At 61.6% G+C, this 26,174-nt stretch carries 28 protein-coding genes and 3 pseudogenes; 13 read left to right on the plus strand and 18 right to left on the minus strand.

Annotated elements, in window-relative coordinates; genetic code table 11:
• Positions 1-92 precede the first annotated feature (92 nt).
• Both ACXAD2_RS07915 and ACXAD2_RS07920 read left to right on the plus strand, forming a co-directional pair.
• Positions 93-821: a GntR family transcriptional regulator gene (locus tag ACXAD2_RS07915; RefSeq protein WP_475168914.1), complete on the plus strand. Its 729-nt coding sequence runs from the start codon at positions 93-95 to the stop codon at positions 819-821.
• 61 nt (positions 822-882) lie between these two features.
• Positions 883-1,344, plus strand: a complete 462-nt coding sequence (locus tag ACXAD2_RS07920; RefSeq protein WP_475168916.1) for a hypothetical protein — start codon at positions 883-885, stop codon at positions 1,342-1,344.
• A 4-nt stretch (positions 1,345-1,348) separates the two neighbouring features.
• Here ACXAD2_RS07920 and ACXAD2_RS07925 read toward each other — a convergent pair whose 3' ends face one another.
• Genes ACXAD2_RS07925 through mobQ form a run of 3 tightly spaced genes read right to left on the minus strand, consistent with a single transcriptional unit; the run spans position 1,349 to position 3,283 of the window.
• Positions 1,349-1,771 carry a hypothetical protein gene (locus ACXAD2_RS07925; protein ID WP_475168917.1) on the minus strand — a complete coding sequence of 141 codons (423 nt, stop codon included), beginning with the start codon at positions 1,769-1,771 and terminating at the stop codon, positions 1,349-1,351.
• Between the two features lie 36 nt (positions 1,772-1,807).
• Entirely contained in the window at positions 1,808-2,071 is a 264-nt protein-coding gene (locus ACXAD2_RS07930; RefSeq protein ID WP_164185150.1) for a hypothetical protein, read from the minus strand.
• 21 nt (positions 2,072-2,092) lie between these two features.
• Positions 2,093-3,283, minus strand: coding sequence for a MobQ family relaxase (gene mobQ, locus ACXAD2_RS07935; RefSeq protein WP_475168918.1), 1,191 nt, complete (start codon positions 3,281-3,283; stop codon positions 2,093-2,095).
• A gap of 231 nt (positions 3,284-3,514) precedes the next feature.
• On the opposite strand from mobQ, the gene ACXAD2_RS07940 reads away from it, so the two are divergent.
• The 3 genes from ACXAD2_RS07940 to ACXAD2_RS07950 all read left to right on the plus strand — a co-directional run bounded on the left by ACXAD2_RS07940 (position 3,515) and on the right by ACXAD2_RS07950 (position 7,025).
• Complete coding sequence (locus ACXAD2_RS07940; RefSeq protein ID WP_475168920.1) at positions 3,515-3,805, plus strand: hypothetical protein; 291 nt, start codon at positions 3,515-3,517, stop codon at positions 3,803-3,805.
• Positions 3,802-5,646 (plus strand): type IV secretory system conjugative DNA transfer family protein, encoded by a 1,845-nt coding sequence (locus ACXAD2_RS07945; RefSeq protein ID WP_475168922.1) that lies wholly within the window; start codon positions 3,802-3,804, stop codon positions 5,644-5,646. Before ACXAD2_RS07940 ends, ACXAD2_RS07945 begins: the two co-directional genes overlap by 4 nt.
• Before the next feature lie 347 nt (positions 5,647-5,993).
• Positions 5,994-7,025 carry a replication initiator protein A gene (locus ACXAD2_RS07950; RefSeq protein ID WP_475168923.1) on the plus strand — a complete coding sequence of 344 codons (1,032 nt, stop codon included), beginning with the start codon at positions 5,994-5,996 and terminating at the stop codon, positions 7,023-7,025.
• 156 nt (positions 7,026-7,181) lie between these two features.
• On the opposite strand, the gene ACXAD2_RS07955 is transcribed toward ACXAD2_RS07950, so the two are convergent.
• Both ACXAD2_RS07955 and ACXAD2_RS07960 read right to left on the minus strand, forming a co-directional pair.
• On the minus strand, positions 7,182-7,511 hold the full coding sequence (locus ACXAD2_RS07955; RefSeq protein WP_475168924.1) for a hypothetical protein: 330 nt from the start codon (positions 7,509-7,511) through the stop codon (positions 7,182-7,184).
• Positions 7,511-8,185 (minus strand): ParA family protein, encoded by a 675-nt coding sequence (locus tag ACXAD2_RS07960; protein WP_475168926.1) that lies wholly within the window; start codon positions 8,183-8,185, stop codon positions 7,511-7,513. The genes ACXAD2_RS07955 and ACXAD2_RS07960 overlap by 1 nt, the downstream gene beginning before the upstream one ends.
• 130 nt (positions 8,186-8,315) lie before the next feature.
• Between ACXAD2_RS07960 and ACXAD2_RS07965 the strand changes: the two are divergent.
• A pseudogene (locus tag ACXAD2_RS07965) lies at positions 8,316-8,540 on the plus strand (hypothetical protein); the annotation flags it as partial.
• Here the strand turns inward: ACXAD2_RS07965 and ACXAD2_RS07970 are convergent.
• On the minus strand, positions 8,474-8,749 hold the full coding sequence (locus tag ACXAD2_RS07970; protein ID WP_475168927.1) for a type II restriction endonuclease: 276 nt from the start codon (positions 8,747-8,749) through the stop codon (positions 8,474-8,476). The pseudogene ACXAD2_RS07965 and the gene ACXAD2_RS07970 sit on opposite strands and share 67 nt — an antisense overlap.
• Positions 8,750-9,058: 309 nt before the next feature.
• On the opposite strand from ACXAD2_RS07970, the gene ACXAD2_RS07975 reads away from it, so the two are divergent.
• Together ACXAD2_RS07975 and ACXAD2_RS07980 are read left to right on the plus strand one after the other, a co-directional pair.
• Positions 9,059-10,081, plus strand: coding sequence for a TRAP transporter substrate-binding protein (locus ACXAD2_RS07975; protein WP_475168929.1), 1,023 nt, complete (start codon positions 9,059-9,061; stop codon positions 10,079-10,081).
• A 106-nt stretch (positions 10,082-10,187) separates the two neighbouring features.
• Positions 10,188-10,805 (plus strand): NIPSNAP family protein, encoded by a 618-nt coding sequence (locus tag ACXAD2_RS07980; protein ID WP_475168930.1) that lies wholly within the window; start codon positions 10,188-10,190, stop codon positions 10,803-10,805.
• Between the two features lie 53 nt (positions 10,806-10,858).
• Here the strand turns inward: ACXAD2_RS07980 and ACXAD2_RS07985 are convergent, their stop codons facing one another.
• Positions 10,859-11,737, minus strand: a complete 879-nt coding sequence (locus ACXAD2_RS07985) for a LysR family transcriptional regulator (protein ID WP_475168932.1) — start codon at positions 11,735-11,737, stop codon at positions 10,859-10,861.
• Positions 11,738-11,855: 118 nt separating this feature from the next.
• On the opposite strand from ACXAD2_RS07985, the gene ACXAD2_RS07990 reads away from it, so the two are divergent.
• The 5 genes from ACXAD2_RS07990 to ACXAD2_RS08010 are packed head-to-tail and all read left to right on the plus strand — an operon-like array spanning position 11,856 to position 16,104.
• On the plus strand, positions 11,856-12,374 hold the full coding sequence (locus ACXAD2_RS07990; RefSeq protein WP_475168934.1) for a nuclear transport factor 2 family protein: 519 nt from the start codon (positions 11,856-11,858) through the stop codon (positions 12,372-12,374).
• A 7-nt stretch (positions 12,375-12,381) separates the two neighbouring features.
• Positions 12,382-13,197, plus strand: coding sequence for a sugar phosphate isomerase/epimerase family protein (locus ACXAD2_RS07995; protein WP_475168935.1), 816 nt, complete (start codon positions 12,382-12,384; stop codon positions 13,195-13,197).
• Positions 13,198-13,204: 7 nt separating this feature from the next.
• Entirely contained in the window at positions 13,205-14,260 is a 1,056-nt protein-coding gene (locus ACXAD2_RS08000; RefSeq protein ID WP_475168937.1) for a Gfo/Idh/MocA family protein, read from the plus strand.
• A gap of 37 nt (positions 14,261-14,297) precedes the next feature.
• A complete protein-coding gene (locus ACXAD2_RS08005; protein WP_475168939.1) occupies positions 14,298-14,774 on the plus strand; it encodes a TRAP transporter small permease in 477 nt (158 codons plus the stop codon).
• Positions 14,775-14,823: 49 nt separating this feature from the next.
• Entirely contained in the window at positions 14,824-16,104 is a 1,281-nt protein-coding gene (locus tag ACXAD2_RS08010; protein ID WP_475168940.1) for a TRAP transporter large permease, read from the plus strand.
• 130 nt (positions 16,105-16,234) lie between these two features.
• Here the strand turns inward: ACXAD2_RS08010 and ACXAD2_RS08015 are convergent.
• From ACXAD2_RS08015 to ACXAD2_RS08065, 11 genes and pseudogenes are all read right to left on the minus strand, one after another.
• Positions 16,235-16,504 (minus strand): annotated as a pseudogene (locus tag ACXAD2_RS08015) (transposase); the annotation flags it as partial.
• Positions 16,505-16,508: 4 nt separating this feature from the next.
• A pseudogene (locus tag ACXAD2_RS08020) lies at positions 16,509-17,693 on the minus strand (IS1182 family transposase); the annotation flags it as partial.
• Between the two features lie 178 nt (positions 17,694-17,871).
• The gene (locus tag ACXAD2_RS08025) at positions 17,872-18,477 is read right to left on the minus strand and encodes a tyrosine-type recombinase/integrase (RefSeq protein ID WP_475168941.1); all 606 of its coding nucleotides are present in this window, start codon (positions 18,475-18,477) and stop codon (positions 17,872-17,874) included.
• 380 nt (positions 18,478-18,857) lie between these two features.
• Positions 18,858-19,601, minus strand: a complete 744-nt coding sequence (locus ACXAD2_RS08030) for a hypothetical protein (RefSeq protein ID WP_475168943.1) — start codon at positions 19,599-19,601, stop codon at positions 18,858-18,860.
• 280 nt (positions 19,602-19,881) lie between these two features.
• Complete coding sequence (locus ACXAD2_RS08035; protein ID WP_475168944.1) at positions 19,882-20,313, minus strand: hypothetical protein; 432 nt, start codon at positions 20,311-20,313, stop codon at positions 19,882-19,884.
• A gap of 198 nt (positions 20,314-20,511) precedes the next feature.
• Positions 20,512-21,279 carry an HpcH/HpaI aldolase family protein gene (locus ACXAD2_RS08040; RefSeq protein WP_475168946.1) on the minus strand — a complete coding sequence of 256 codons (768 nt, stop codon included), beginning with the start codon at positions 21,277-21,279 and terminating at the stop codon, positions 20,512-20,514.
• Between the two features lie 16 nt (positions 21,280-21,295).
• Entirely contained in the window at positions 21,296-22,708 is a 1,413-nt protein-coding gene (locus ACXAD2_RS08045; protein ID WP_475168949.1) for a TRAP transporter large permease, read from the minus strand.
• The gene (locus ACXAD2_RS08050) at positions 22,705-23,331 is read right to left on the minus strand and encodes a TRAP transporter small permease subunit (protein WP_475168951.1); all 627 of its coding nucleotides are present in this window, start codon (positions 23,329-23,331) and stop codon (positions 22,705-22,707) included. Before ACXAD2_RS08050 ends, ACXAD2_RS08045 begins: the two co-directional genes overlap by 4 nt.
• A 72-nt stretch (positions 23,332-23,403) precedes the next feature.
• On the minus strand, positions 23,404-24,459 hold the full coding sequence (locus ACXAD2_RS08055) for a TRAP transporter substrate-binding protein (protein WP_475168952.1): 1,056 nt from the start codon (positions 24,457-24,459) through the stop codon (positions 23,404-23,406).
• 43 nt (positions 24,460-24,502) lie between these two features.
• The gene (locus ACXAD2_RS08060) at positions 24,503-25,363 is read right to left on the minus strand and encodes an isocitrate lyase/PEP mutase family protein (protein ID WP_475168954.1); all 861 of its coding nucleotides are present in this window, start codon (positions 25,361-25,363) and stop codon (positions 24,503-24,505) included.
• A 1-nt stretch (position 25,364) separates the two neighbouring features.
• A complete protein-coding gene (locus ACXAD2_RS08065; protein WP_475168955.1) occupies positions 25,365-26,132 on the minus strand; it encodes an SDR family NAD(P)-dependent oxidoreductase in 768 nt (255 codons plus the stop codon).
• Positions 26,133-26,174: the final 42 nt, after the last annotated feature.

A 26,174-nucleotide genomic window follows, 5' to 3' on the forward strand; every position in this document is an offset into this window, starting at 1 on the left:
TGCATTCTAGGATACAAGTTAAAAATACTAAGTGATGTATCCCAAATGTGAGGTCATATAGGATGTCACCACCAGTCAGACGAAAGGCCCTCATGGCGTCCCTCAACAAAGAAAAGGGCAAGACCAGCCTGGCCCGGAAAATCGCCGCCGACATCCGCGAGGCGATCATCGACGCCCGTTTCGAATTCGGCGAGGCGCTTTCGGAGGAAAATCTCGCAGCCGCCTTCGGGGTCAGCCGCACGCCGATTCGCGAGGCGCTGAACCTCTTGCAGCTGGAGGACCTGGTCACCATCGTGCCGAAATCGGGCACCTATATCTTCACGCCCGGTCTCGAGGATATCGAGATGCTCTGCGATTACCGCGCCGGGCTGGAAATGCAGGCGCTCGATCTCGCGCTGGTGAATGCGCCCGACGACCTCGGCATGCGGCTGGCGGAAATTGCCGGGGAGATGGAGGCTGCGGTGGCCGAGGACGACATGCGCGCCTACGGTCGGCTCGACGCGACCTATCACCAGGCCATTATCGACCACGCGGGCAACCTCTACCTGGAACGGGGATACGCCATGGTGGTAGGGCGGGTGTCGGCACTGCGCACGCAACTCGCCGCGCGGGCGGCCGGCGAACCGCAGCGGTCCATGGCCGATCACAGGGCGATGGCACGGCTGATTGCAGAGGGTCGGACGGCCGAGGTCCGCGAAATGCTCTCCCGCCATGTCGGTCAGACCAAGGTCAACTACACCAATGCCTTTCTTGCACAGAAACCGCGCGCCGAAAGCGAACGTCAGCGGCTGAAGGCGCTGTTCTCGCAACGCAGGGACTGACCCCCCCGCGCGGCGATGCATGCACGCCCGCGTCAGCAAAGGGCTAAGCCGAGGAGTTCCAATGGAAGACGCCGACCGCATACGCGATACAGCTGACAAACTGGGCCGGAACGACCGCAACGAACTACGTCTCGCCTTGGACTTCGAAGGCGGGAAGTCAGAAGTGGGCGAAGACTCCATTCCGGAACTGTACCTTTCCCCAGCGCGGCGTCAGAAACTCCAGAAGCTGGGCGTGATCGAACGCGTCGACACCGCGAGAGAATACTACCAGCCACGTCGGTGCCCCCTCAGCCCGTTCGGCCGGCGTGTCGCCGAGTTTCTGAGGGCGGAGCACGATGCCTGGGCAGCTGAGCGCGACCGTGTGAAAGCCGCTATCCGTACGGCTAAGAAGCAGCTGCAGGCCTCTGGGGATTGGGGCGATCTCGTTGCCCAGTACCCGGTTCTGAAGCGCTCGCTGAGCGATGCCAGCGAGAAACGCCTGGGTGAGATGCACGCCCTGCTGAAGGGGCTATGCGCTGACTAAGCCGCTACCGCCGAAACGGCCACCAGCCTCCCCCCTTTCGAGTGTCACGCGCCTCGATGAATCGTCTCTCGAACTCGTGGTTCGACGGCAGACTTTCCACGGTCAGCAGCCACAGGGTCCTGTCATGGGACCAACCGGTAGGTCGCCAATCAAGGAGCTGCACGCCCACGACCTTCATGCAATCGGGAAAGTGCAGCCACGGCACCTCGTCAACATAGGCGTCAGGGGACAGCCTGTCCGCGCAGAGGACACGCCCATCAATGCTGACGTCATTTCGGAAGGTGAACCCGTCCGCCTGCGAGTGATCCAGGAAGGTAAACCGAACGGTCTCTTCGCTTCCTGGTCCCATGCCATTGGCCGCGAGCCAATCGCCACAGGCGGGCGGCTTTTCCGCGTCGAGCACGACACGCCATTGCTTTGGTGACATCGCTTCACTCCACTCGCGAACGGGTATTCTCAAACATCACGCTGCGTCCTGAACCGGACGCAGCTTCAGGCCCAAGGGTTGGTCGCGCCCTTCGCCTCCGAAGGACGCCGGCGCTATCGCCACGCCAATCTCCCAGAGAGCGGACCGCAACACACCCTGAGCCAGCATGTCCGCAGCCCTCTGGCCGTACACCGCCACGAATGCCTCGAGGGTCGCAAACTCCTGCGTGCCGCCTTCGGAAATGCGCCAGGCCATCGCTGTCACGGCGGGCTGGTCCTTATGGTAGGGATGTTCGGACACGACACAGGCCCTTTCTAAAAATCATCGTTCTCGATCGCGATCCCGGTGGCGGCCAGAGCCGCGCTCTTGCCCGGTGTCGCGGTGACGCCCGAGGATGGCATTGCGCCGGTCCTGATCCGGCGCCTCTGGCGCCGCGCGCTCTCGGCCCGCATTTGGCCTCTGCTTGTCGGGAGCTGCAACCTCTCGGCCCAAAACAGCGGCCCGCCGCTGCTCAAGATCGCCGCGCGCGTCACGGCCCTCTTCGCCTCGACCCTGCGGCCGCTCTACTTCGCCCATAACCCTCTCCTTGATCCTCGCCATGGCGCCTTCCGCCCGCTCCCAGAGCTGCCCCAGCCGCTCACGGGCCGAAACGACAAAGGCGCGGCCGCGCTCCCTGAGCTCGAGGCGCAGCTCGAGCTGCCGCCAGCCCATCTCCTGGCGCTGCGCGTTCCGCGCCTGCGCCGCGCGGAACGCATCGCCGCGCTCCGTGGCAATCCCGCGCTTCTCCTGCGCATAGGCCGACGGCCCAATCTTAGGCTCGGGCTCGCGGCTGAGCTCGACCACCTTCTTCTCGTGCTCGAGCTCCAAATCTTCCTGGCGGCTCTCCCGCGCCCGCTCCGCCTGTCGCTCGGCCTCGGCGCGTTGAACATCGAGCGAGCGGTGATCAATCCGCTCAGACCGCCCTGCCCGCTCGAGCGCCCGGTTTGCATCCCGCGCCCAGGCCTCCCGCCAGCCCACCAGAAGGTCCGGCGCGTTCCAGCTCCGGTCCTTCTTGCCGAACCCCTCGCCGGTCAGCTCCCGCATGCTGAGCATGACGTGGGCATGCGGCTGACCATGCCCGTCCCGGGCCTTGCCCTCATGCACCGCCACATCCGCGATCATCCCGCGGCCGACAAACTCGCGCTCCACGAAACCGCGCAGCAGCTCGAGCCGGCTTTCCCGATCAAGCTCGCGCGGCAGCGCGAGTTCGATCTCGCGAGCCAGCTGCGCATCCCGCCGCTTCTCCACCGCCTCAACCGCGTTCCAGAGCTGGTCGCGATCCCGCATCCACTCCGGCGCATTTTCTGGCGCCATGATCTCGGAATGCACCACGCCGCCCTTACGGCTGTAGTCGTGTTCGCGCCCCTGACGCTCATCTCTCAGCCGACCGCCAGACCGATAGGCTGCGGCTGCAACAGAGGACCGTCCCCCTGCCCGGCTGATCACTTTGGCACTGAGATGATAGATCGCCACGGCGGACGGACCTCGCTGCAAACAGGGTCCAGCGCCTGTCGGCGCTGGTCGGGAGATTGAGGGTGGAAACCCTCGTCAGGCGGCATCGCCGCCTTGGGGGGAAGCCGTCCGGCGCGGGGGCGGAGCCCCCCTGAGGACGCGACATTGCGCAGCAATGTATAAGCGCGCATTTAGAGCTGTTCAACACAAATCACTATCGCTAGGGTTGTATCGACTTTGCGAGGGTGCCCCATGTCCCAAAGACGCCTGCCCGACGCCGGGCTCGAAGAGCTGGCCGAGAAGAAAGCCCAACTCGACGCCCGGATCGCAGCGGCCGATGCCAGGCGTCGTCTCACGCAAAAGAAAGACGAAGACCGCATCAAATTCCTTCTAGGCAATTTGGTCTTCGACAATTTGAGCGACGATCCTGCGCTGCAGGCGCTGGTGCGTCGCGAGCTGCCAGAGCGCCTTACCGACCGCGATCGAGACCGTGGGCTTTGGCAGCTTCTCTTCCCCGACGATGCCAAAGAGGACCGGCCATGACCTTCATCCTGGAAACCCGCCACTGGGCCATCATGGCCGGCGCCGTCCTCGCAGCCGCAGCTGTGGTGTTTCTCCTGCCACAGCTGATCGCCATCTACCCGATGACCACCTACGCCGCGCCCATCGCCGCGGCCGCCGTCATCCTCGACACCCTGGGGATCGCCGCAGAGCGCCACAGGGCGCCACTGAGGGTCCTCGCCTGGGTTTGCCTGGCCGGAGCCACCCTCGTCGCCCTGATGCCCCTCAGAGGGCTCCTGAGCGACATGCAGGCGGCGTACCAATCCTGGATTGTCGCGGGCTGGCCGTTTCCGCGCGCCATCTGGGAGAGCCTCAAACAGCTGGCGCACTATCCCGAGCCCCACCAGCAGGCGATCGCGATCTCCTTCGCCATGGGCGCCATGGGGCTCGCGGTGGCGATCCGCCAGCCGATCATGACCGTGTTCAACCCGAAGATCGGCCGGAACCGGAAATCCCGCACCGGGCCGTGGCAAGCCGGCTGGATGGATCCCCGCGACGTCGCCCATATGGCGCGCAACAAGACCGGCCTGCCGCTGGCGCTGCACAAGGGCAAGATCCTGCGCTACCTGCCGAGTGGCGATAAGCTCTGGCGGCCAGGCCACCACATGGTCGTCGCAGGCACCCGGGGCGGCAAAGGCATCAGCGCGGTGATCCCGGCGATCCTCGACCACCAGGGGCCGGCCGTGGTGTTGGACATCAAGGGCGAGAACTTCGCGGTCACCCGGCGCTATCGCCAGGAGCTCGGCCGCAAGGTGGCAGTGCTGAACCCCTTCGGCCTCATCGAAGCGCCCAGCGACCAGTTTAACCCGCTCGATTATATCCGCCCCGACTACCTCGCCCGCGACGTGGCCCTGGTCGCAGACGGGCTCGTGAAGCCCGAGCACGGCGACGGCGCCCACTTCTCAGAAATGGGCCGCCAGCTGATCGCCGCGGCGATCGAGGTTGTTGTGACCCAGGAAGAGCCCGAGCGCCGCAACCTGATCACCGTGGCAGATCTGTTGCTCGCCGCGGATCTGGATGCGACGCTCGAAGCCTGGGCGGAAAACGCGGATCTCATTGGGCACCGCCCCGCCCAGACCGCGGCCACCATCCTGCGCGCCGGCGATCGGGAGCGCGGCTCGATCCAGACCGCCGTCTCGAAAGCCTTCGAATGGATGCAGTCGGACGAGATGCGGCGCTTTGTCGAGCGCTCGAGCTTCCGGCTGAGCGATCTGCTCGTGGACAAGCTCGATCTCTTCATCGTCGTGCCGCTCGACCAGGTCGACAAACAGGCGGTGTTCATGCGGCTCTTCATCAACATGGTTCTCGGCGTTGTGGTGCGCCAGGACGGGCACAGCAAGGTCAAGGCCCCTATCCTGCTTGTCCTCGATGAGTTCGTCCGCATGGGGCGGATGGAGCAGGTCATCAACATCGCCACCGTCGCCGCCGGCGTTGGGTTCGAGGCGCTCTTTGTCACGCAGGATCTCGGTCAGGTCGAAAAGGCCTACGGGCGCGAAGACACGCGGGCCATCCTCGGATCCTGCATCACCAAGCGCATGTTCAACATCAACGATATTGAAACCGCCGAGTGGACGGCACGCCACCTCGGAGACAGCACGGTGTTTTCTCAGCAAATTCGGGAAGGCAAAGAGCTACACGAAGGACGGGATTACTCCTACTCGGAGCAGCGCCAGAAGCTCATGACAGGAGAGCAAATCCAGGGGATGCCGGCAGATGAGCTCTTGCTGCTCGTGGGCAACCGGAACCCGCTCCGAGCGAAGCAGAACATCTACTTCAAGAACAAGGTCTACGAGGAGCGGTTTGATGAGAACCCACTGAACTGAGGAGTTGGACAGCTGTTAGCTCAAGGATTTGGTGCGACTGCTCAGAGCGAGGTGTGGCAGGGGATCTTTCCTCATAGCAAGAGGTCAGTCTTAAGGAAGCTGGTGTTATAAATGGGTTATATATAGGGTTACACCTTCTAAATACGCCGAATTATCATTCAAATTCAATACCTTAATGATATTCCGTCTGGGTGAAGTGGGATTCGCAATTGTGTGAAGTGGGATTCGTTCTGGGTGAAGTGACGTTGTCTGGGTGAAGTGACGCTTTCTGGGCGAAGTGACGTTGTCTGGGTGAAGTGACGTTCTTTTCTCTTGACCTGTCAGGCCGAGTGGGTGTCTCTCGACGCATGAGCTCGACGCACCTTCTTCCTGATCGCCACCCGCAAGCTGATTTTTTCCTGTGCGACATCTTCGATGCAGCGCCAAAGTCTGACGTTGCTTCGATGGAGCATCCAATCTTTTCACTGTCGACACGTAAGGACTGCGCCAAACGGCACTACGAGCACAACGGCTACCAGATCACAATCACGCCCTCAGTCGACGGGCTCGCTACGATACACGACCGGGACGTGTTAATTTTTTGTATTAGTCAGATTGTGGCAGGGATTAATTCGGGGCGAGAGGTGAGCCAGACGGTGCGCTTCCACGCTTCTGACTTACTCAAGGCCACCAACCGGATGACCTCGGGTCGCGGTTACGAACTTCTGAAGAAGGCGCTCGCTAGGTTGGCCGGTACGCGTATTGAAACGAACATTATTACCGGTGGGAAAGAAACGGATGAAGGCTTCGGTCTGATCGAGAGCTACCGGATCGTACGTGAAACCGCCGGCGGTCGTATGCTCGACTTGGAGGTGAAGCTCTCGGACTGGGTTTTCAATGCTATTGAGTCCCGCGAGGTACTGACGATCTCACGAGCCTACTTTCGGCTTCGCGGTCCGCTGGAGAGAAGACTCTACGAGCTTGCGCGCAAGCACTGCGGGCTGCAGACGAAATGGCAGATCGGTCTAGAGAAGCTTCAGAAGAAATGCGGCTCGCACTCAAATCGGCATGAGTTTAAGCGTGCGATCCGTGAGATTGTCGTAGCTGCGGAAGTCGAGGACCATTTCCCCGACTACACGATGGAGTTCGACGGTGACCGGCGTATTTTGACGTTTCACTCCCGAGGCTCGGTCCCTGTCCCGGCCGAGGAAATGTTTGAGGGCAAGCTCAATCCGGACGCCTATGGTGAGGGAGTTAACGTGGCACCGGGATGGGACATCTACTACCTCGAGCGAGAGTGGCGACGCTGGTGCGGCCAAGAAGAGATCGAGCCGAAGAACCCCGAGCGGCACTTCGTCAAGTTCTGTCAGAGCTGGTTCGAGAAGCGTGGACGGCCCTAGATTTCTGACTCAGCGGTCTTGACGTAGTTGCCATAAACGAAGAGCGGAGAGCTCATTTTTTGGAGAACTTCTCCGCCTCGCCAAAGTCGCCGAAGAGCTTACCCACGTCAACGGCGGTCGGCATGTTGACGATGAGCTTGAAATGTTCGTTGCGCCTCATCGGCCCTTGCCCTCGAAGCGATCGAGCAGGATCCGCAGCATATCGCCTTGCTTGCGCCGGTCGTCCCGGCACAAGCGCTTGAAGCGCTCGATGTCCTCGCGCTGCGCACGGATGTTGATCTGAGCCTCATTGAGGGGCTCGCGCGACGGCCAGCGCTCACGCTCGAAAGGCTCGACGTCAGGGCGCACGAAATTGCGCTCAGAGACGCGATCCATCTCCCCTGCCCCTCTGGGGTCGATCTCCGAGGGTTCGCGCTCAGCGCGCGCTTCTGCGGCGCCTCGGGGCTTGAACGAGCTGAGGCCGAGGGGCTTGGGTGCGTTGCTCATCACATGGTCTCCCGCAGAAGCTCAATGATGGCCCGCGCCACCGCGTCTGCATTGTTGATTGCCTTGTCTATGCCGTTGACCTCTGATGGGTCGAGCTGGCGCAGCCCGCCGCCGGCACCCCAGAGCGCCGCATAGGCGTCGCGCTCGGCAAGTTCGCAGTCGAGGACACGAACCCCCTCCCCTGCCCGCAGATCGGTCTGGATGCGCCGGGCCGTGCGCGGCTTCACCGCGACCTTGGTGCGCGTGAAGAGGATTGCCGATGGGATTGTCTTGCGACGGCTGCGCTCCTCGAGGGCGATCTCTTCCAGCGTGCGCAGCGCGGCGCGCGCATCCTGATACTGTTCCTGGCACGCCACGACGACCAGATCGCTCTCGCCCATTGCGAAGGAAGCCATGCGCGACGCGGTGCCCTCGAGGTCTGCGATGACGAACTGCGAGCGCCGAGCCGCGGCATCGATCTCATCTTGGATGTGCCGCTCGCCTGCTGAGTTAACCACGTCGAAGCGTTCAGCGTGGGGCATTGGCGCTAACTGGCACCATTCGGAGATCGGTCGATTGGGGTCTGCGTCGATGATGGTGACCGAGGCTTCCTCAGCAAGTTCGCATGCGACGACTAAGGCACTGGTAGATTTCCCCGCGCCGCCTTTGGCGTTGATGAAAGAGATAACCGGCATGCTCGCCCCCATGTTTTTATCAAGAGTGGCCTTCTCCAGATGACTTGGTCAACCGGAGATCTACCTTTTGCAATCATAGTGTATCATTTGGAACGCTACAGTATGCTACACTATGATTGCATAGTGTAGCATGAACAACCGCACCGAAGGGTCCCACCGACCGACCCGGAAGCGCGAGAAGTTTATGGGCAAGTTCAAGTCACCAAGGCAGGCACAGAGGTTCATCACCTCGCATGACCTGATAAACACGATCTTCCGGCCGCGCCGCTGTCGCCTCTCCGCCGCATCCTATCCTCCTCTGGGATGTGGAAGCGCCAGCCTATCCGGTCCTGGCCGCCCCACGACGACATCTTGAATCGCCTGCGGCACAACAAGCTGAAGGCCTGATGCCTCCATCTGTGCCGTCTGAGGCTCTGTGATGCCGGGCTCCAGCATCCGAAAATGCTTTCGGGGAATCTTGGCGGCTTCAGCCAGCACCTGCCGCCAGCAATTCTTGCAGGTGGATTTGGTGCCCAGCATTGTCAAACCAGAATCGCCGTCCGCATCGGCACGGTAGGCCTCCAAACTCGGGAAACCGGCTTCAAATACGAACGCCCAAAGCGCGTAGAATGCGGGTTCCCTCGGCCAAAAGGATCAACTGGTCGGTTCGGACCAAGGGACGGTTGTGGCCGATGGTGTTCCTGGGGGCATCCACCGCATCAGTTCAGACGGTGCATACAAATATTATTGATTATGAGGCACTAATAAATTGCAATCAACCGTTATTATCAGTCGAAATCGCAAGTGTTAAATGTCTTCTGGTTTGCTTTCAGAAGCGTCCGGACGTCGCAGCAAACGCTTTGCTTCAAAGGCAACGAAATGGAGGAGACACTTATGACCCAAGAATCCAAGATTGGATGCTTGCTGATCGCCGGCATCGCGGCACTTGGCCTGAGCACATCGATGGCGACAGCAGAGATCAACAAACACACGATCCGCTTTGCAACGACGAGCACGGAAGATCACCCGACGACCCTAGGGGCCCGAAAATTCGCGGAGCTTCTGTCCGATGCAACGGACGGGAAAATCCAGGTCCAGATCTTTGCCAACGGCGTGCTTGGCGGCGACACTCAGGTCCTCTCGGCCATGCAAGGCGGAACCCTGGAAATGACGGCCAACAGCACCGGCCTGTTTGCCAGCATGGTGCCGGAACTTGCGGTATACGACCTGCCTTTCCTGTTCGAGAACTCGGATGAAGTGGATGCTATCACCACTAGCGAGACTGGTCAGGACCTCCTTGCCGCATTGGAAGACCATCAACTGTATGGCGCCACCTATTGGGATTTCGGCTTCCGCGACATGACAAACAGCCGGCGGCCAGTCGAGACGCTGGAGGACTTCGAAGGGCTGAAAATCAGGGTTGCCCAGATCCCGATCTACATTGACCTGTTCGATGCCCTTGGCGTCAATGCCACCCCGATGCCCTTCCCCGAGGTTTATGGCGGCCTGGAACAGCGGATTATCGACGGACAGGAGACCGGGACCGTGCTGATCAGCAGCATGAAGTTCAACGAGGTTCAGGACTACATGACGTTGACGCGGCATGCTTACAACCCGATGATCGTCGCTTTCAGCAAGTCTTTCTGGGACCGGTTGAACCAGCACGAAAAGGACGTCGTCACTGAGGCCTTGGCCACTGCGACCGAGTACCAGCGCAACCTGTCGCGCAAACGAGCGGGCGAGGTCGTTGGAGAGCTTGAGGCCGCCGGAATGACGGTCAGTCGCATCTCTCCCACGGAAAAGGACCGGATTCGCGAGCGCATGGTGCCCGTCATAGAGAAATACCGCAACCAGATCGGCGCCGACCTAGTTGACGAAGTGCTCACCCGATTGTCGGACCTGCGCGCCGCGCACTGAAACACCCCGCATGACCAAGCGGTATCGGCTCCCTAGGTCCAGGGAGCCGTCCAGTGAATGCGGCTTGTCAAACCCAGAAACCTTTCTCAGCACAGCGGAAACCTCAATGCACTATTATGATCTTTCGACACTTACGGTCGCCTTCGGAAAACTACATACCTTGCTGGACAACGTAGAGGAATTCCTTGATCAGCCGGAAGCTGCTGGGAAATTGGTCGGCAGCTGGTTCACCGATATTGGCGATTTGAACCAAGTCATTCTGCTGCGCGAATTCGAAGAGAAAGCGGTTTTCGACGAAGAGCGTGAACGCTGCCTGCAGGCCGAAAGCCCTTTCGGCGGTGGTGAAGAACTTCTCGGAGTCCACTACGAAGGCTATCGCGGATTTCCCTTCATGGGCTCGGTCGAGGCCGGTGACTTTGGACCGGTCTACGAGTTGCGCACCTACCATCTACGCCTGGGAGGCACTCAGCCGACCATCGAGGGATGGAAGAACGCCGTACCGCAACGCAGCCAGATGTCGCCCGTGTCTGTCGTGATGTACGCCTTGGACGGGGCGCCACGCTTCAGCCAAATCTGGCCATATAAGAGCCTGGAAGAACGTAGTGAAGTCCGCGCCAGGGCCGTTGCCGATGGTATCTGGCCGCCGGTTAACGGGCCCAAGTGGCTTACCGGGGAAATGAAGTCGACGATCATGTATCCGACTCGCCTGTCCGGTCTGAAATAAGACCACCGCGAAGATCGGCCCTTGGGTGTGAGCAAGGCAGGCTACAGCGCGCTTTATCCCGCCCAGGGCTTTTTCCGAAATTCATCGACCAGGAAGTCGATCAAGGCTCGAACCTTGGGCATTCGCAGGTGTCCGGAGGGATAGACAGCAGACAACTCGATCAATTGGTCAGTATGGTACTTGCTCAGCAAAGGCACCAACCGGCCACTGGCAACTTCATTCTCGGTCATGAAGTTCGCTGCCAGCACGATCCCGCCCCCCGCGATGGCGGTGCGCAGCGCCATTTCAGCGCTGTCGGTGTAGACCGATCCTCCAACCTTGACGGAAATAAGCTTTCCTTCGGATTTGAAGTCCCAGTGGCTGGACGCCAGGTTGGGAATGACACAAGTGTGGCTCTCCAGGTCCGCGGGAACCTGAGGCGTGCCTCTTTGTGCCAGGTACCTGGGCGAGGCATAGATGTGGCGCTGGAAATACGTGATCCGCCGCGCCACTAATGACGGCTCCAATATCGTGCCGGAACGGATGCCGACGTCATACTCATCCCTGACTAGGTCAGTGATCTTGTCTTCGATCGACACCAGAACCTGAATCTCCGGGTACAGTAGAGTGAACTTCGGAAGCTCCTGGGCCAGTGCGTTCAATGCAAACCCGGTCAGGCACGTGACCCTAATCTGCCCATGAAGCTGACGCCCTGTCATCGACACTTCTGCCTCGGTATCGGCGATCTCGGCAAGGATCAGCTTGGATCTCTTGTAATACAGCTCACCTTCGGGCGTCAGCGATATCCGACGGGTCGTCCTGTGCAGCAAGCGCGCCCCGAGCCGCGCCTCCAACTTATTGATAATTCTTGATAAAGCAGAAGGTGTTTTCCCCATGCTCTCGGCGGCCGCGGTAAAGCTACCCTTATCCACGACGCGCACCATGGCTTGCATATCACTGATCATTTGTGCCTATGGTTCAATTATATTTCGCATTTTCTGACATTGATGCGCCTCAGTCTTGTATTGTAATCTGTTTACGAAAACAACGGCCACGTCACGGGAGGAATGAATGGACGGACTGCAACGGCTTCTCGACAAGGATGAAATCACGGTCCTCAAATCGAGATACTGCCGCTTCCTGGACACCAAGGACTGGCCAGCCCTGAGAGCCCTGTTTACGGATGACGCCTGGTTCGAAGGCTATGCCTCGGCGCCCGGTGGCGGAACCCTGGACATGTACATGGCGGGCGTATCGACCTGGCTGACGGACGTGCCTGCTGTTCACCAGTGCCACACTCCTGAAATCACCTTCCACAATTCCCTCCGCGCCCGGGCAGTCTGGGCCGAGCGGGACTTCTATGAGCGCAGCGATACCGGTTCGGATGGTGCCCTCCAAGTCCGCCGTATTTTCGGGTTTGGCCACTACGAAGAGGAATATCGCAAGGTCGCGGGCACATGGAAAATCGCCTTCATTCGCCTGGTTAGGACCACGATGTTTTCCATTCCTCCGGGACCGATCCCGGCTGGCACACCACGGTTGTCGGCCAATCCCGACTGGCTGCACTTCACCGACCTCGGGCAGAGATGACATTGCCATGAAAACCTGTCTCGACCCCTTGACCGCGCTGCCGGCAACGCCGGACCAGCTGATCGACTTAGCCTTGGATAATGACTTCGACCATGTCAGCTTTCGCATGTACCGTTCCGTCCCGGAAGAAGCCGAAACCGATCTCATCGACGACCCGTCGCAGATCCGGAGCCTGCGCAAGCGCGTGACGTCCACCGGCCTCAAGGTGCTTGGAACCGAAACGGTCCGGCTGGACGGAAACCGCCCCGTGATTTTCTGGGATCGGCTCTTGCAGACTTCGGCTGACATCGGAGCGCAAACGGTGATGGTCCAGATACTGGACGCCGACCGGACGCGAGCGATCGAAGATTTTGGCCTGCTCTGCGATCGTGCTGCCGCGCTAGGTCTCCGCCTAGATCTTGAATTCATCCCCTGGACGCCCCTTGCGGGGCTGGCCGACGCCTGCGAGATGCTGGACTCCGTTACGTCCGACGATGTCGGTATCCTGGTAGATTTCCTGCATGTCGCAAGATCAGGGTCGCAACCGGAACAGATTGCCGCCTTGCCCCCCGAACGACTGCGCTGGGTCCAGGTCTGCGACGGGCCGGCCGCGGCGCCGGACACGCGCGAAGGGCTGATCCATGCAGGTCGAAACCAACGTGATCTTCCCGGCGCGGGTGGCCTGGACCTGGCCGGGCTTTATACCGTCCTTCCCGAGGATGCGGTCTATGCTGTCGAGATCCCCAATGTGGCCGCATGGCGAGAGGAAGGCGTTGCGGCTTATGTCAAACGCGTAAAAGCCGCTCTCGACGACTCGCTGGCGCTGGCGCAATTTCGGGTGTGAGGATGAGATGACCAATCTTAACATTGCCGTTGTCGGGGCCGGTGCAATTGGCCGCCGCCACATGCACTACTTGGGCGAGACACCGGGGTGTACCCTGGCCGCCGTTGTCGACCCTTCACCCACGCGCGACGAGATCGCCGCCGGACACTGCCCAACCTATCCTGACATGGACAGTATGGCTGCGGCCATGCGCCCGGACGGCGTCATCCTGGCGACCCCCAATCACCTGCACGTGCCCCAAGCCCTGTGGTGCCTAGATCAAGGGATTCCAGTGCTTGTCGAAAAACCCGTGGCCCATGACATTGCCGAGGGCGAGCGCCTTCTGGCAGCCACGCAACTGTCAGGCGTCCCGGTTCTCGTCGGCCATCATCGCCGCCACAGCGCCTACATGCAGGCTGCAGTAGGCATTGTGCAATCCGGGGCACTAGGCGACATCGTCGCCGCAAACGCCATGTACCTGCTGCACAAGCCTGATGCGGATGGCTATTTTTCCGACGCACCCTGGCGCACTCGGGCAGGAGCCGGGCCGCTTCTGCTTAATACCATTCATGACATCGACAACCTGCGGGCGCTGTGTGGCGAAATCGTCCAGGTGCAAGCGATGCTGTCCAGCAAGGCCCGCGGCTTCGAAGTGGAAGACACCGCGATGGTCAACCTGCGGTTTGACAGCGGGGCTCTCGGAACCATCGCGGTATCCGATTGCGTCACGAGCAACATGTCTTGGGAGCAGACAACCGTCGAAGACCCGGTCTTTACCGAAACCCGCAACGACCGGGACGATTGTTACACGATATGCGGCACAATGGGCACGGTCGGCGTGCCGACCATGCGGCTTCAGTCATATCACGCCGAGACGGACAAGAGCTGGAAGATACCCTTCGAGCAGTCCGGCGTCCATGTGACCCCGGTGGACCCGCTTGCCGCGCAGCTCGCGCATTTCGTGGATGTAATCCGGGGATCCGCGCATCCTATCGTAACGGTCGAGGATGGCTTGAACAACCTGCGTGTTGTCGAAGCGATCCGGAAATCCGCGCATACAGGCTGTCTGGTCGAGGTGTGCTGAATGCCCTATTGGCGCGGTCGCAGACGGGGAGGGGACCATGATCTTGCAAAAAATGAAGACAGCCTGTGAACAGGCGTTGCAGATTGTCATTTTCGCCATTTTCTTGGTGCTCATCGTCTTGGTCTTTTCCAATGTCGTGGCGCGATATCTGCTGAATTCAGGCCTGCCATGGGCCTATGAGACATCACGCTGGCTGTTCGTCTGGATGGTCTTTCTCGGTGCCGTCGTGGGGCTTGTCCGATCCGAGCACATGGCCACCGACATGATCACCTCAAGGCTTCCGAAGACGGTTCAGTTCACCCTTGGCCTGGTCTGCATCCTTGCAATGGCACTTGTCTGCGGGCTGATCCTGACCGGGTCTCTGAAACAAGCATTCATCAATCTGAACGTGCCACTTCCCGTGACCGCCATCTCCAATAGCATTTTTTACTGGGCTGCGGTCTTCTTTGCCATCGCGGCAGAAGTCGTGCTGATCTCTCAGTTTGTGCGCCATCTGCGCAGGTGGCGTCGCTGACGCCACCCCGCCGGACAGCGCAACAACATCCCTCTGAAAAGGCTTTTCAATGACCTTGGCCATCTTCTTGGGCACGCTCCTCCTGTGCATCTTTACCGGCTTGCCGATCGCTTTCTCGCTCTTGGTGACCGCCGTCGCCTTGATGCTGCATCTTCACCTCTTCGATCCCCAGATCATCGCCCTCAACCTCGTGAACGGGGTGGACAGCTTTCCCTTGATGGCCGTTCCCTTCTTCCTGCTCGCGGGCGAACTGATGAATGCCGGAGGGATCTCCAGGAGGATTGTTGCACTTGCCTCGGCCCTAGTCGGGCACTTCCGTGGCGGGCTTGGCTATGTTGCCATTTTCGCCGGCGTCCTGATGGCGTCGATGTCCGGCTCTGCGGTCGCCGACACGGCGGCACTGGGCGGTCTTCTTCTACCGATGATGGTGCGGTCAGGCTATCGGCCCGAGCGCGCCGGCGGATTGGTTGCATCGGCCGGGATCATTGCGCCGATCATACCGCCATCTGTTGCCTTCGTGGTATTCGGGGTCGCCACGAACTTGTCGATCGGCAAGCTCTTTCTCGCCGGGATTGCGCCGGGCGTGCTGTTGTCCGTCGCGCTGGCGGTCACCTGGTGGGTCATGACCCGCAACGGGGACGAAGCCCTGCAAGAGAAGGTATCCGGCCGCGAGCGGCTCCGCATCCTGGGCCAATCCTTCTGGGCACTCATGCTTCCGGTGATCGTGATCGTCGGCCTGCGCGCCGGTGTCTTCACCCCGACAGAGGCGGCGGTCGTGGCTGCGGTCTATGCATTGTTGGTGTCCCTGTTCATCTATCGCGAAATCAGCCTAGGCGACCTCATGCCAGTGTTTCTCGCGGCGGCGCGGATGACATCGGTCATCATGTTGCTAGTCGCCTCCGCGCTTGTCTCTGCCTGGTTGATCACCATTGCCCAATTGCCGCAACAAATGGTCCGATTGGTGGAACCGTTCCTGGACAACCGTGTTCTGCTATTGCTTGTCATTCTTGCGATTGTCTTCGCGATCGGAATGGTGATGGACCTGACACCCATCGTTCTCATCCTGGGACCGATCCTGATCCCGGTAGTCAAGGCGGCCGGCATAGACCCCATCTACTTTGGCGTACTGTTCATCATCTGCGCGTCCATCGGCTTGATTACACCCCCCGTGGGCACCGTTCTAAACGTCATCTCCGGGGTCGGGAAAATACCGATTGAGCGGGCCGCGCTCGGCGTACTTCCCTTCTTGGGAACACATCTGTTGGTACTTGTCTTGCTGGTGCTTTTTCCCGGTCTAGTGACTTATCCGCTATACAACTGGTTCCAATAAAGGTCGAAGACGGCCGCCCATGCCCATGTGAAGACCTACAAGGTCGACGCCGGCACGCTGGCCAGCTTGCACGCGGCCGGCTATCAGCCGGAAATCTGGGCTCTGAATCAAATTTGGTGCATCTCCAGCGTCATGATGCAGCGACCAGACGCGCTTTCAGAAGCTCGATGTTGGCCCTGCCGTACATCTGTCGTTTGAGGGTCTTGAGGCGGTTGATCTGTCCCTCCGTTTGACCGTTGGACCAAGGCTCCGTCAGGGCTGCGACCACAGCAGCTCGATCAGCGGCGAGGCCGCGGGAGAATGAGGCGATCTCGCTGGTCGCTGCTTCAACGAGCCACGCCGCCAGGTCGCCCGATGTGCCGTTGCGCACCATGGCGACGAACCGATCGACGAGGAGACGGGTGAGCAATCGCACGCGCCCGATTCCGGGAGGGCTCGAAGATCGACCGGAGGATTTTCCGCGAGGGCGCCTTGGGGCAGCAACGCGCTTTCAACTCGCAGGCATCGCAATCGGCCTTGCCGGCGCGGTAGCGAAGCATGCCATCTTCATCGGGTTTTTTCTCCCGGGGTTTCGTGAAGGTCCGGCGGCTTTGCTTCAACTCCTTGCCGCCCGGGCAGATGTAGACATCCCTCTCGGCATCATAGGCGAAGTCGGCGCGCTCGAATGTTCCGTCCCGGCGAGCTGACTTGTCGAACACCGGGATATGGGGTGCGATGCCGCGCTGCTGATCCAGCCAGTCCAGCATGACGCCGGTGCCGTAGGCGGTGTCGGCGATCAGCCGTTCCGGTGCGATGCCGAAGGTATCGTTCACCCGGTCGATCATCGTCCGCACCGATCCAACCTCGGCCTGACGGATCGACCGGGTGGCCTCCACATCAAGGATCACGCCGTTGTCGGTATCGATCAGGTAGTTGGTGGAATAGGCAAAGTAGGCCGGACCTCCCCGAGCCCCGGTCCATTGCGAGGCCGGATCGGAATGCGAGGTGAACTTCGGTTCGACCGGGCTCGCTGCGCCAAAGGCGGCATCGTCGAGCGTGTCCAGGTACTCCCTGACGGCCCGAGGCGCGTCTCCGGGATCGATGCTGGCGGGGCGCCAGTCCGACTTCGGCGTGGAGTTCTGCCGGTTCGCGTCAGCCTGGATGATACTGGCGTCCGCGGCGAGGCGCTGGCCGCTGGCGAGGCCCTCCTCGAGGCAGCGCGCCACCACGGTCTCGAAGAGATGGCGCAACAGGTCACTGTCGCGGAAGCGGCCGTGGCGGTTCTTGGAAAAGGTCGAATGATCCGGCACCGGGACGGTCAGATCGAGGCGGCAGAACCAGCGGTAGGCAAGGTTGAGATGGACCTCCTCGCAGAGCCGGCGCTCGGACCGGATGCCCATGATGTAACCCACCAGAAGCATGCGGATCATCAGTTCCGGATCAACCGACGGTCGTCCGGTGGAGCTGTAGAATGGCGCCAGGTGCTGCCGGATGCTGGCCAGGTCGACGAATTGATCAACTGATCGGAGCATGTGGTCCGGCGGAACGTGCGTTTCGATCGAGAACTCGTAGAAGAGAGCGCCTTGCGCTTCCTGCCGGGACCCCATCATCGCCGTTCATCTCAAGCTGCCGCAGCCAAATTAAATCAGCGGCCAGCTCTTCAGACAAGCGGAGTTTTTCAACGGAATACCCACGAAGCCGACTTCCACGGTTTACGGAGACCCCTCTTTGAAAATCGCGCACCGCTTCACCTGACAGCTACAGCTCATGGTCACCGAATTCGCGCCCCTAGCGCCACATCCGGGCGGCGATATCCTGCTCTTCGCGGCCGACGGCATCGGCATAGATCGCCGTCGTGCTGAGCTGGGCATGGCCGAGCCAGCGCTGCAGCATGTGCAGGGGCACGCCCTGGACGGTCGCATGCACGCCGAAGCCATGCCTCAGCCCTTTGGGCGAGCGGTGCGGCGCATCGGGAACGCCCGCCTCGATCATGACGCCCTTCACGATCTGCCAGACCCGCACCCGGCCGAGATTCCAGATCGGCTGCGCCGCTTTCTTCCGCGAGCGCTGCGCCTCGCGAATGCCATGCGCGGTGTTGAGCGTGTCGAGGAACTCCGCCGGCACCGGCACGGATCGGAAGATCACCTTCTGCCGCCCGGAAGCATCCTTGCGCTTCTTCAGGCTGCGGATCGTAATACTGCCGCCGGAGAGATCGACGCGGGCCGGGGTGATCTCGAGCAGCTCGGAGGGCCGGCAGCCGGTCCAGTGCAGCATCTCGCAGAGCGTGCGGTCACGGGCGGGCTGCTGCCGCGCCGCAGCGAGGAAGGCGGCGCGCTCCTCGGCATTGAGATAAAGGCGGTTTCCGGCGGGGTCGTGCAGGCGCATCTCGGACATGGTGATCAGATTGCCTAAATTTTGTTTACTCGGGAAGATGGAAAGCCGCCGCGGCGCCCGGGAACGGGGGGTGCGGAACGGCGCTGGAGTGAACACTATTACTAATAGTGTTCACTCCAGCCGAAATCTCGGGTCCGTCGGGAACATCCCGCCTGCCGAGGCAGAGACAAACTTCTACGCGGCTCTGGAAACTGAGAACATGGCCGCGTAACTAACGACAATCAGCCTCCGGAAAACCCGGCGCGGTTCAGGGTGCTGCCAGCGGGTTGATGCTGTAACCGCCCCCTGGCGGCATCGATGTGCCATAGTTTTCAGGTTTGGTGGCTCCGGGGGAGGCAGCACCTCAGATATGGCGGTCGAAGCCGAGGCCTATGCCCGCCTCAGGAAGCCGGGATTGGATTACAGGCCACGTTGAACGCGAGCCGCCGGTCGTCGCCCTGCCCCACCACACCGCTATAGGCCACAGTGGCCAGCGTGGTTTCTCCCCGGATGCTCAGGATTTCGCCTGGGTGGAAACTACCATCGCTCTGCGTTTCCTCTCGGAAGGCGAGGTCCGCAGAAATGGCATTGTCGAACGTTGGACGCCAATTTCTGGCTCCAAAGAAGAACCGCTCGCCACAGAGCTCAAACCCCTCGTGTTCCCGGATCGTAACGTCCGGCCGGGTGCTGTAGCCTAGGTGGGCGATTTCGGTCGCCTTCGAGGCGGCGTCGGCCCTGGCCAGTTGCGCAGAGACGTCGGAGGCCCGGGTGACCGCGGGCTGGAGCTCCTCGGTGCGCTGCATGAGCTGTTCCGCCTTGGCAAGGAACCCTTCGAGCGCCGCGGAGTCAGCGGAGCCGTCGCGCAGCCCGGACAGGTCTTCGGCCATGCGGTCGGTGAGGCTCTTGATCTCATCGGTTTTTCTGGAGAGTTCGCCGCGGATCGCGTCCGCCTGGATTTGATATTGATCTGGGTAGAAGTAATCCTTGGCCATGGCGAGCCCTTCTTCGGTGAACCAGCCGAGCAGGAACACAACCGATGCCCCGGACAATCCGAGGACCTCCCTGCGCGTTGGGGCCCGCAGCCCTTTCTTGGAGATGGCAGGCTCGGTGGTCTGGGGCTCGGTGGTCTGGGTCTCTGTCGTCATGGGTCTTCTCGGTCGGGTAAATTTGGGGCGACCCTACGGCCAGACCTCAGACACGCAATGTTTCCAGTAGCTTGCCGAAAATTATGCGGCTTCTATGCCACGCTGATCGCGCGCGCGATGTTTTTGCAAAGTCGTATCCGATAACCAGTCTTATCGGATAGTAGTTGGGACCCGGGCCTGCGAACCGGATACACCTGCCGTCGGTTTAACAGTTTTCGCGGCAGCGCTCTCGGGGGGATCGCGCAACCGTCTTACAAATAGTTTTTACTTCAGCGCCAACTCAGCGGAAACGGATCGCAGCGTCATGCACCGCCTTCATCGCGACGCTGATCTCCCGACGCGAAATCCGAGGCGCGATCCTTTCGGTCTGGAAATGGCGCTGCCGCAAAAGCCTCAACGACGGCGATAGGTTGGTGGCGGGCGGCTTCAGCCTGTCGCACAACGAAAGCCGCATCGAATAACCCCGCACATCACGGATAGCCGAAAAATGGTAAGATTTTCTAGATCTTACTTCCGATATCGTAGGACGCCTCTGGCAGGTTTCCGCGACCTCGCGGTGTCCGATGCAGAAGCCCTTCTGCGCATCCCAGGCCCTGGACTTCCGACCCTTCTCGGTCAGGTCTACCTCATAGTATTCGCTCGACAGGTAGCCGCCCGACTTGGTCTTCGTCTCCAGCGAGATGATGCCATTCGCTTCGAGCGCGCGCAGCATGTCCACGGCCGCGGGGATCGCCAACCTGGCCACCTACCTGACTACGCCGGGCGCAAGCTTCATCACCGGATCGGTACAGATGATCTATGGCGGCTATTCCACGCTCTGATGAGGCGCGGCAGGGCTTCCCCGATCACTGGACCGGTCGGGGAAATCCTGCTTGTTCCGGGGGCCGTTGTTCCTGCGGCCCGTCAGACCTCAATAGCCTCCGGCCTGCGTGTCGTCGACCAGGGCAGCGCGTGCGGCCTCGGTGAGCAGGGTTACGTCGCTGGGCCCCACCACGAAACCGTAGCCGATGGCGCGCAGCTCCTCGAACCCTTCGGGGCCCAGGATGGTGCCGAGCGGGATGCCCGCGGCACGCGCAGTAGCTTCGGCCCGTGCCCGCAGCACCATCGGCGCCTCTTCCCGGTCGCGGCAGAGGTAGCCGATGGAGCCGGCCAGGTCGTTCGGCCCGATAAAGATGCTGTCGCAGGCGGGCAGGGCGGCGATGCGGGCCAGTTCCTCCACCGCGCTTTCATGCTCGCATTGCAACATCAGGCACAGTTCGTCCGCGGCAACCTGCGTGTAGTCGCCACGCGCACCGAACTGTGAGGCCCGCACCAGCGGAGAGGCGAAGCTGCGATGTCCCCGCGGCGGGAAGAGGCAGGCCTCCACCACCGCCTGCGCAGTGGCGAAGTCATCCACATGGGGCACAACGAGCGTGCGAAACCCGCGGTCCAGCGCCTTCTGCAGGGTGGAGGCGGAGGTGTCGGGCACCCGGAGCACCACCTCGCCGCCGGCCAGTTCAACAGCGCGCAGCATCTGCACCCAGTCCTCGATCCCGCCAGGGCCGTGTTCGCCGTCGATCAGGATGGTATCCCACCCTGCACGCACCATCGCCTCGCAGACATCAGCGCTGCCGAAATGCGCCCAGGCGGCCTTGATGAACTCGCCGGAGGCGAGCCTGGTCTTGATCGTGTTGATCATGGTCTTTTCCTCGGGCTCAGTCCAGAAGGCGGGGCAACGACAGGGCAATCTGCGGGAAGGCAATCACCAGTCCCAGGCCCACCAGCTGGATTGCAACGAAGGGGATGATGCCCTTGTAGATGTCGACGATCTTCACCTCGGGCGGGGCGGACCCCTTGAGGAAGAAGAGCGCGAAGCCGAAAGGCGGCGTCAGAAAGCTGGTCTGCAGGTTCACGGCGACGATCACTGCGAACCAGAACAGCATCTGCGCGCGCTGGTCGGCGATCGGCAGGTCCTCGATCCCCAGCACCGGCGCGAATTCCGACGCCATGCTCGCGACTACGGGTGCGAAGACCGGCAGCACGATCAGCGTGATCTCCAGCCAGTCGAAGAAGAACCCGAGGAAGAAGATCAGCGCCATGAGCAGGATCAGGAAGCCCCAATGGCTGAGGTCCATCCAGGCGATGAAGTCGAGGATCAGGTCTTCGCCGTAGAGCGCGCGGAAGGTGTAGGAGAAGGCCGTGGCGCCAGCCATGATCAGGAAGATCATCGCGGAAGTCGAGGCCGTCTGGATGCACACGTCGTTCAGAATGCGCCCGTTCAGCCGCTTGTTGAACAGCGCGAGGATCATCGCGCCGAAGGCCCCGATTCCCGCCGCTTCGGTGGGTGTGGCCCAACCGGCGAAGATCGAGCCCAGGACAAGCATGATCAGGATGACCGGCGGGACGAACCCTTTCAGCATGAGGCGCGTGATGTTGGCTGCGCCGATTTCCTCGGTCGCGCGTGCAATCCTGGGGGCCCGCTCGGGTTTCACGATGGCCATGACGATGATGTAGGCGCAGTAAAGTGCGGCCAGCAGCAACCCCGGCGCGATGGCGGCGAGGAACAGATCACCCACCGGGATCGCCATGAGATCGGCCATCATCACCAGCATGATCGACGGCGGGATCAGGATCCCGAGCGTCGCGGAGGACGCCACCGTGCCCGAAGCCAGCCGCTTATCGTAGCCCGCATCCAGCATCGCGGGTAGGGCCATCATGGTCAGCATGACGACGGAGGCCCCGATGATCCCGGTGGTCGCGGCCATGATCGTGCCCAGAAGCGTGACGGCGAGGCCCAGTCCGCCGGGCACCTTGACCAGGATCAACTGCAACGCCCGTAGCAGTTCCGCCGCGACGCGGGACTTCTCCAGCATAATGCCCATGAAGACGAAGGCGGGCACGGCGACCAGCACCTGGTTGACTGCCGCGGTCTGCCAGAGACGGTCGGCATAGAGGAAAAGTTCGTTCACCGACATCAGATCCAGGCCGATGCCCGCCAGCGTGAAAAGCAGGGCCAGCCCGCCCAGCGTCAGCCCGACCGGGAAGCCCAGGAAGAGCGACAGCGCCAGCACGAGGAACATGTAGCCGCCGATGTAGTCGTAGAGATGCCACTTGATCGCTTCGATCATGCCTCTGTCCTCCGGTCTTCGGCTTCGGCATGGATGCCCAGCATGCCCAGACGGCTTCCGGCAGCCTCGCGGATCGCGGGGGACCCGCCCAGGAACAAGCCCAGTCGGATCAGGGTGGCGGTCAGGGCCATCAGCAGAACAGTCGCGCCCAGCGGGACGAAGGACTTGATGACCCAGCGGTGCGGAATGCCGGTCATCGCCGAAGATCCCTCACCCTGTAGGAAGGAGGTATAGGCCAAGTTGTAGGATGCCCAGATCAGGACGCAGATGTATGGAATGCCGAGCACGAGAAGCGCCGCGACCTCGATCCAGGCCTTGGTCCGCGGGCTGCGGGTTTCGCGCCAGAGATCGACCCGGACATGCGTGCCATTCAGGTAGGCGAGGCCGTAGGCCAGGAGGAAGATGATCGCGTGCAAGTGCCATTCGGCCTCCTGCAGCTTGGTCGGTGACAGGAAGTCGTTCAACGCGGAGTTCTGCACGAACTGCTGCACCACCACGAACTTGCGGGTCACCACGTCGTAGACGATGATCAGGATCATCGGCACGATCATCCAAGCGCCGATCTGGCCGATCCGTCGACCGATGGTATCGAAGATGTCCGAAATTTTCAGAAGCGCGTGCAAGGTCCCCTCCCAAGTCGCCGCGGGATGCGCGGGCGCCAGGTCCCGCGCATCCGGTTTCCGCCGAGGCGGAGGTTACTTCAGGTAGGCGGCTTCGCCCCAGATCTTGTAGTTCTCGCGGAACTTGGTGAGGCTGTCCCACACCCGCTGGCTATCAGGGTTCGAGCCGGTCTCGTCGGAGACGACCTCCTCCCATGCGGTGCGGAACTGATCGAGCTGGTCGTCGCTCCAGGTCATGTTCTGCACGCCGTCCTCGACATTCGCCTGCATCACCTCGAACTCGGCCGCTTCGCCGTCCGCGAACTGCTGCATCAGCGCCTGGTCGCAGGCCAGCTTCACCATGGTCTGCTTGCCCTCATCCAGCGCGTTCCAGCTGTCGAGGTTGATCAGCAGCTCCTGCACGGTGGATTGCTGGTGCCAGCCGGGGAAGTAATTGTACTTAGCGATCTGGTAGAAGCCGAGACCCCGGTCCACCGCAGGGATGGACTGCTCCGCCGCATCCAGCGTGCCCAGTTCCAGCGCCTGGTAGATCTCGCCCGGGGCCAGCAGCTGAGTGGAGACGCCGAACTTCTCCATCACTTTCGCGCCCAGGCCGAGGAACCGCATTTTCAGCCCCTTCAGATCATCCATCGTCTTGATTTCCTTTCGGAACCAACCGGCCGTTTCCGGCGGCAGGATACCGCAGGGTAGCATGTAGAGGTTATCTTCGGCGTAGAGTTCGTTGGCCAGTTCCATACCGCCGCCGTGGCGCAGCCAGGCCATCATCTCACCGGCGCCGGGGCCGAAGGGCACGGCCGCGAAGAAGGCATAGGCCGAGTTCTTGCCCGTGTTGAAGGCCGGCGACCCGTAGGCCGCGTCGATAGACCCGTTCGAAACCGCGTCGTAATACTGCGTGCCGGCCACCAGCGCACCTGGTTCGAAGACCCGGATGTCGAAGGCTCCGCCCGAGATCATGTCGATGGTTTTGCCCAAGTGATAGGACGTGGCGCCAGCCACGGGCATCGCCTCGGGGTAGGTGGAGTGCATCCGCCAGCGGACGCGGTCCTGTGCGTGGGCGGGCAGGGCTGCTGCGGCCGTTACGGTGGCCAGCGCGATGCTGGCGATGATCTTTCCATAGGTGCGAGTCGTCATTGTTTCCTCCCTGTGACACACTCTCTCTGACGTGGCTAAATCTTCAGCCGTAAGTGGCGTCGATCTCCTCCCAACGGTGCAGATCGACCGCGTCGCTCAGCGTGGCATAGTCGTCCATCTGCCCCGCCAGCCCGGATGTGGTGCCGGTTGCCTTCAGCTCGGCCAGTGTTCCAGCCACGGCGCGCGATGCCGACAGCAGCGTGGAAAGCGCGTGAAAGACAACCGAGAACCCCATATCCTGCGCATCCTGCGTGGTCAGATCCGCGGTTTCATTGCCATCGACGATGCTCAGCACGCGCGGGAAATCCAGCGTCCGGCCGATGGTTTCGGCCTGTGCGATAGTCTTCACCCCGTCGACGAAGACCATGTCGACGCCGGCATCGGCATAAGCCTTCGCCCGGTCGAGCGCGGCCTCCAGGCCGTCGACGCCAAGCGCATCGGTACGAGCGATAATCACCATGTCGCTGTCGCCGCGGGCCGTCATCGCCGCTTTCAGGCGCCGCACATTGGCGCCGGGCGTCTCCAGCCTGATGCCGCCCAGTTGGCCGCATTTTTTCGGCAGTATCTGATCCTCGAGGTGCACGGCGGCGACACCGGCCTGTACGTATTCCTCGATGGTGCGATGCAGGTTGTTGACTCCGCCGTAGCCGGTGTCAGCATCGGCGATCACCGGAACGGACGTACCGCGGACCATGTCACGGGCATGGGCAGTCATCTCCGTCTGGGTCATGAAGCCCAGGTCCGGCAGACCCAGCCGGGCGACGGTCGCACCGAATCCGGTCATGTAAATCGCAGGGAAGCCGGCGCGCTCCACGAGGCGCGCGGTCAGCGTGTCATAGGCACCGGGGGCGGAGACGATTTCCGTGCCGGAAATCAGGTTGCGCAGGGTGGCCGCTCGGCTCATCTCAGCGCCCTCCCGCCACGTCGAGCAGCGACCCGGTAGTGTAGGAGGACCCCGGCGACAGCAGCCAGATCGCAGCTTCCGCCACTTCCCCCGGCAGGCCCAGCCGCTTCATCGGGATGATGTCGGCCAGCGCGTCGACTTTGGCCCGGTCACCGAGAGAATCCATCTGGATCTCCGTGTCGATGATACCGGGCGCCATGGCGTTGACACGGACCTTCGGCGCCAATTCCTTCGACATGGACAGGGTCATGGTGGCGACACCGGCCTTCGTGGTGGCGTAGGCCATGTTGCCCACCATGCCACCGGTCCGAGCCGCGATGGACGACAGGTTCACGATGGAACGTTCGCCGAAATCGCCGTCCGCCTTCACGAAGGCGGCGGTGACCTGCGCGACGGAGGCGAGGTTCACTGAGAGCACGCGCTGGAATTCACCCGCGTCGAAGGCATCCAGCGTCATGATGCGCCCGATGATGCCCGCATTGTTCACGAGGTGCGCCAGACCGCCCCAGGTCGTGACGATTTTTGCCATGGCCGCGCAGACCGCATCGGCATCGGCCACGTCGACCTCCTGCGTCAACAGGCGGTCCCCATGTCGCTGCGCCAGCACGTCAAGCCGGTCACGGCGCAGGTCCCAGATCGCGACCTTCGCGCCCGAGGCCAGCAGACGCTCGGCAATCGCCAGCCCGATGCCCGAGGCACCGCCGGTCACCAGCACTGGCCGCTCGCGGAAATAGAAGCTGTAGTCGAGCGCAGGCATCGCCTGATCCATCGTGTCCTCCCGAGTCCTCACCCTGAAAACAGGCTAGCGTTG

Source organism: Salipiger sp. ABN3_019, from assembly GCF_056158605.1.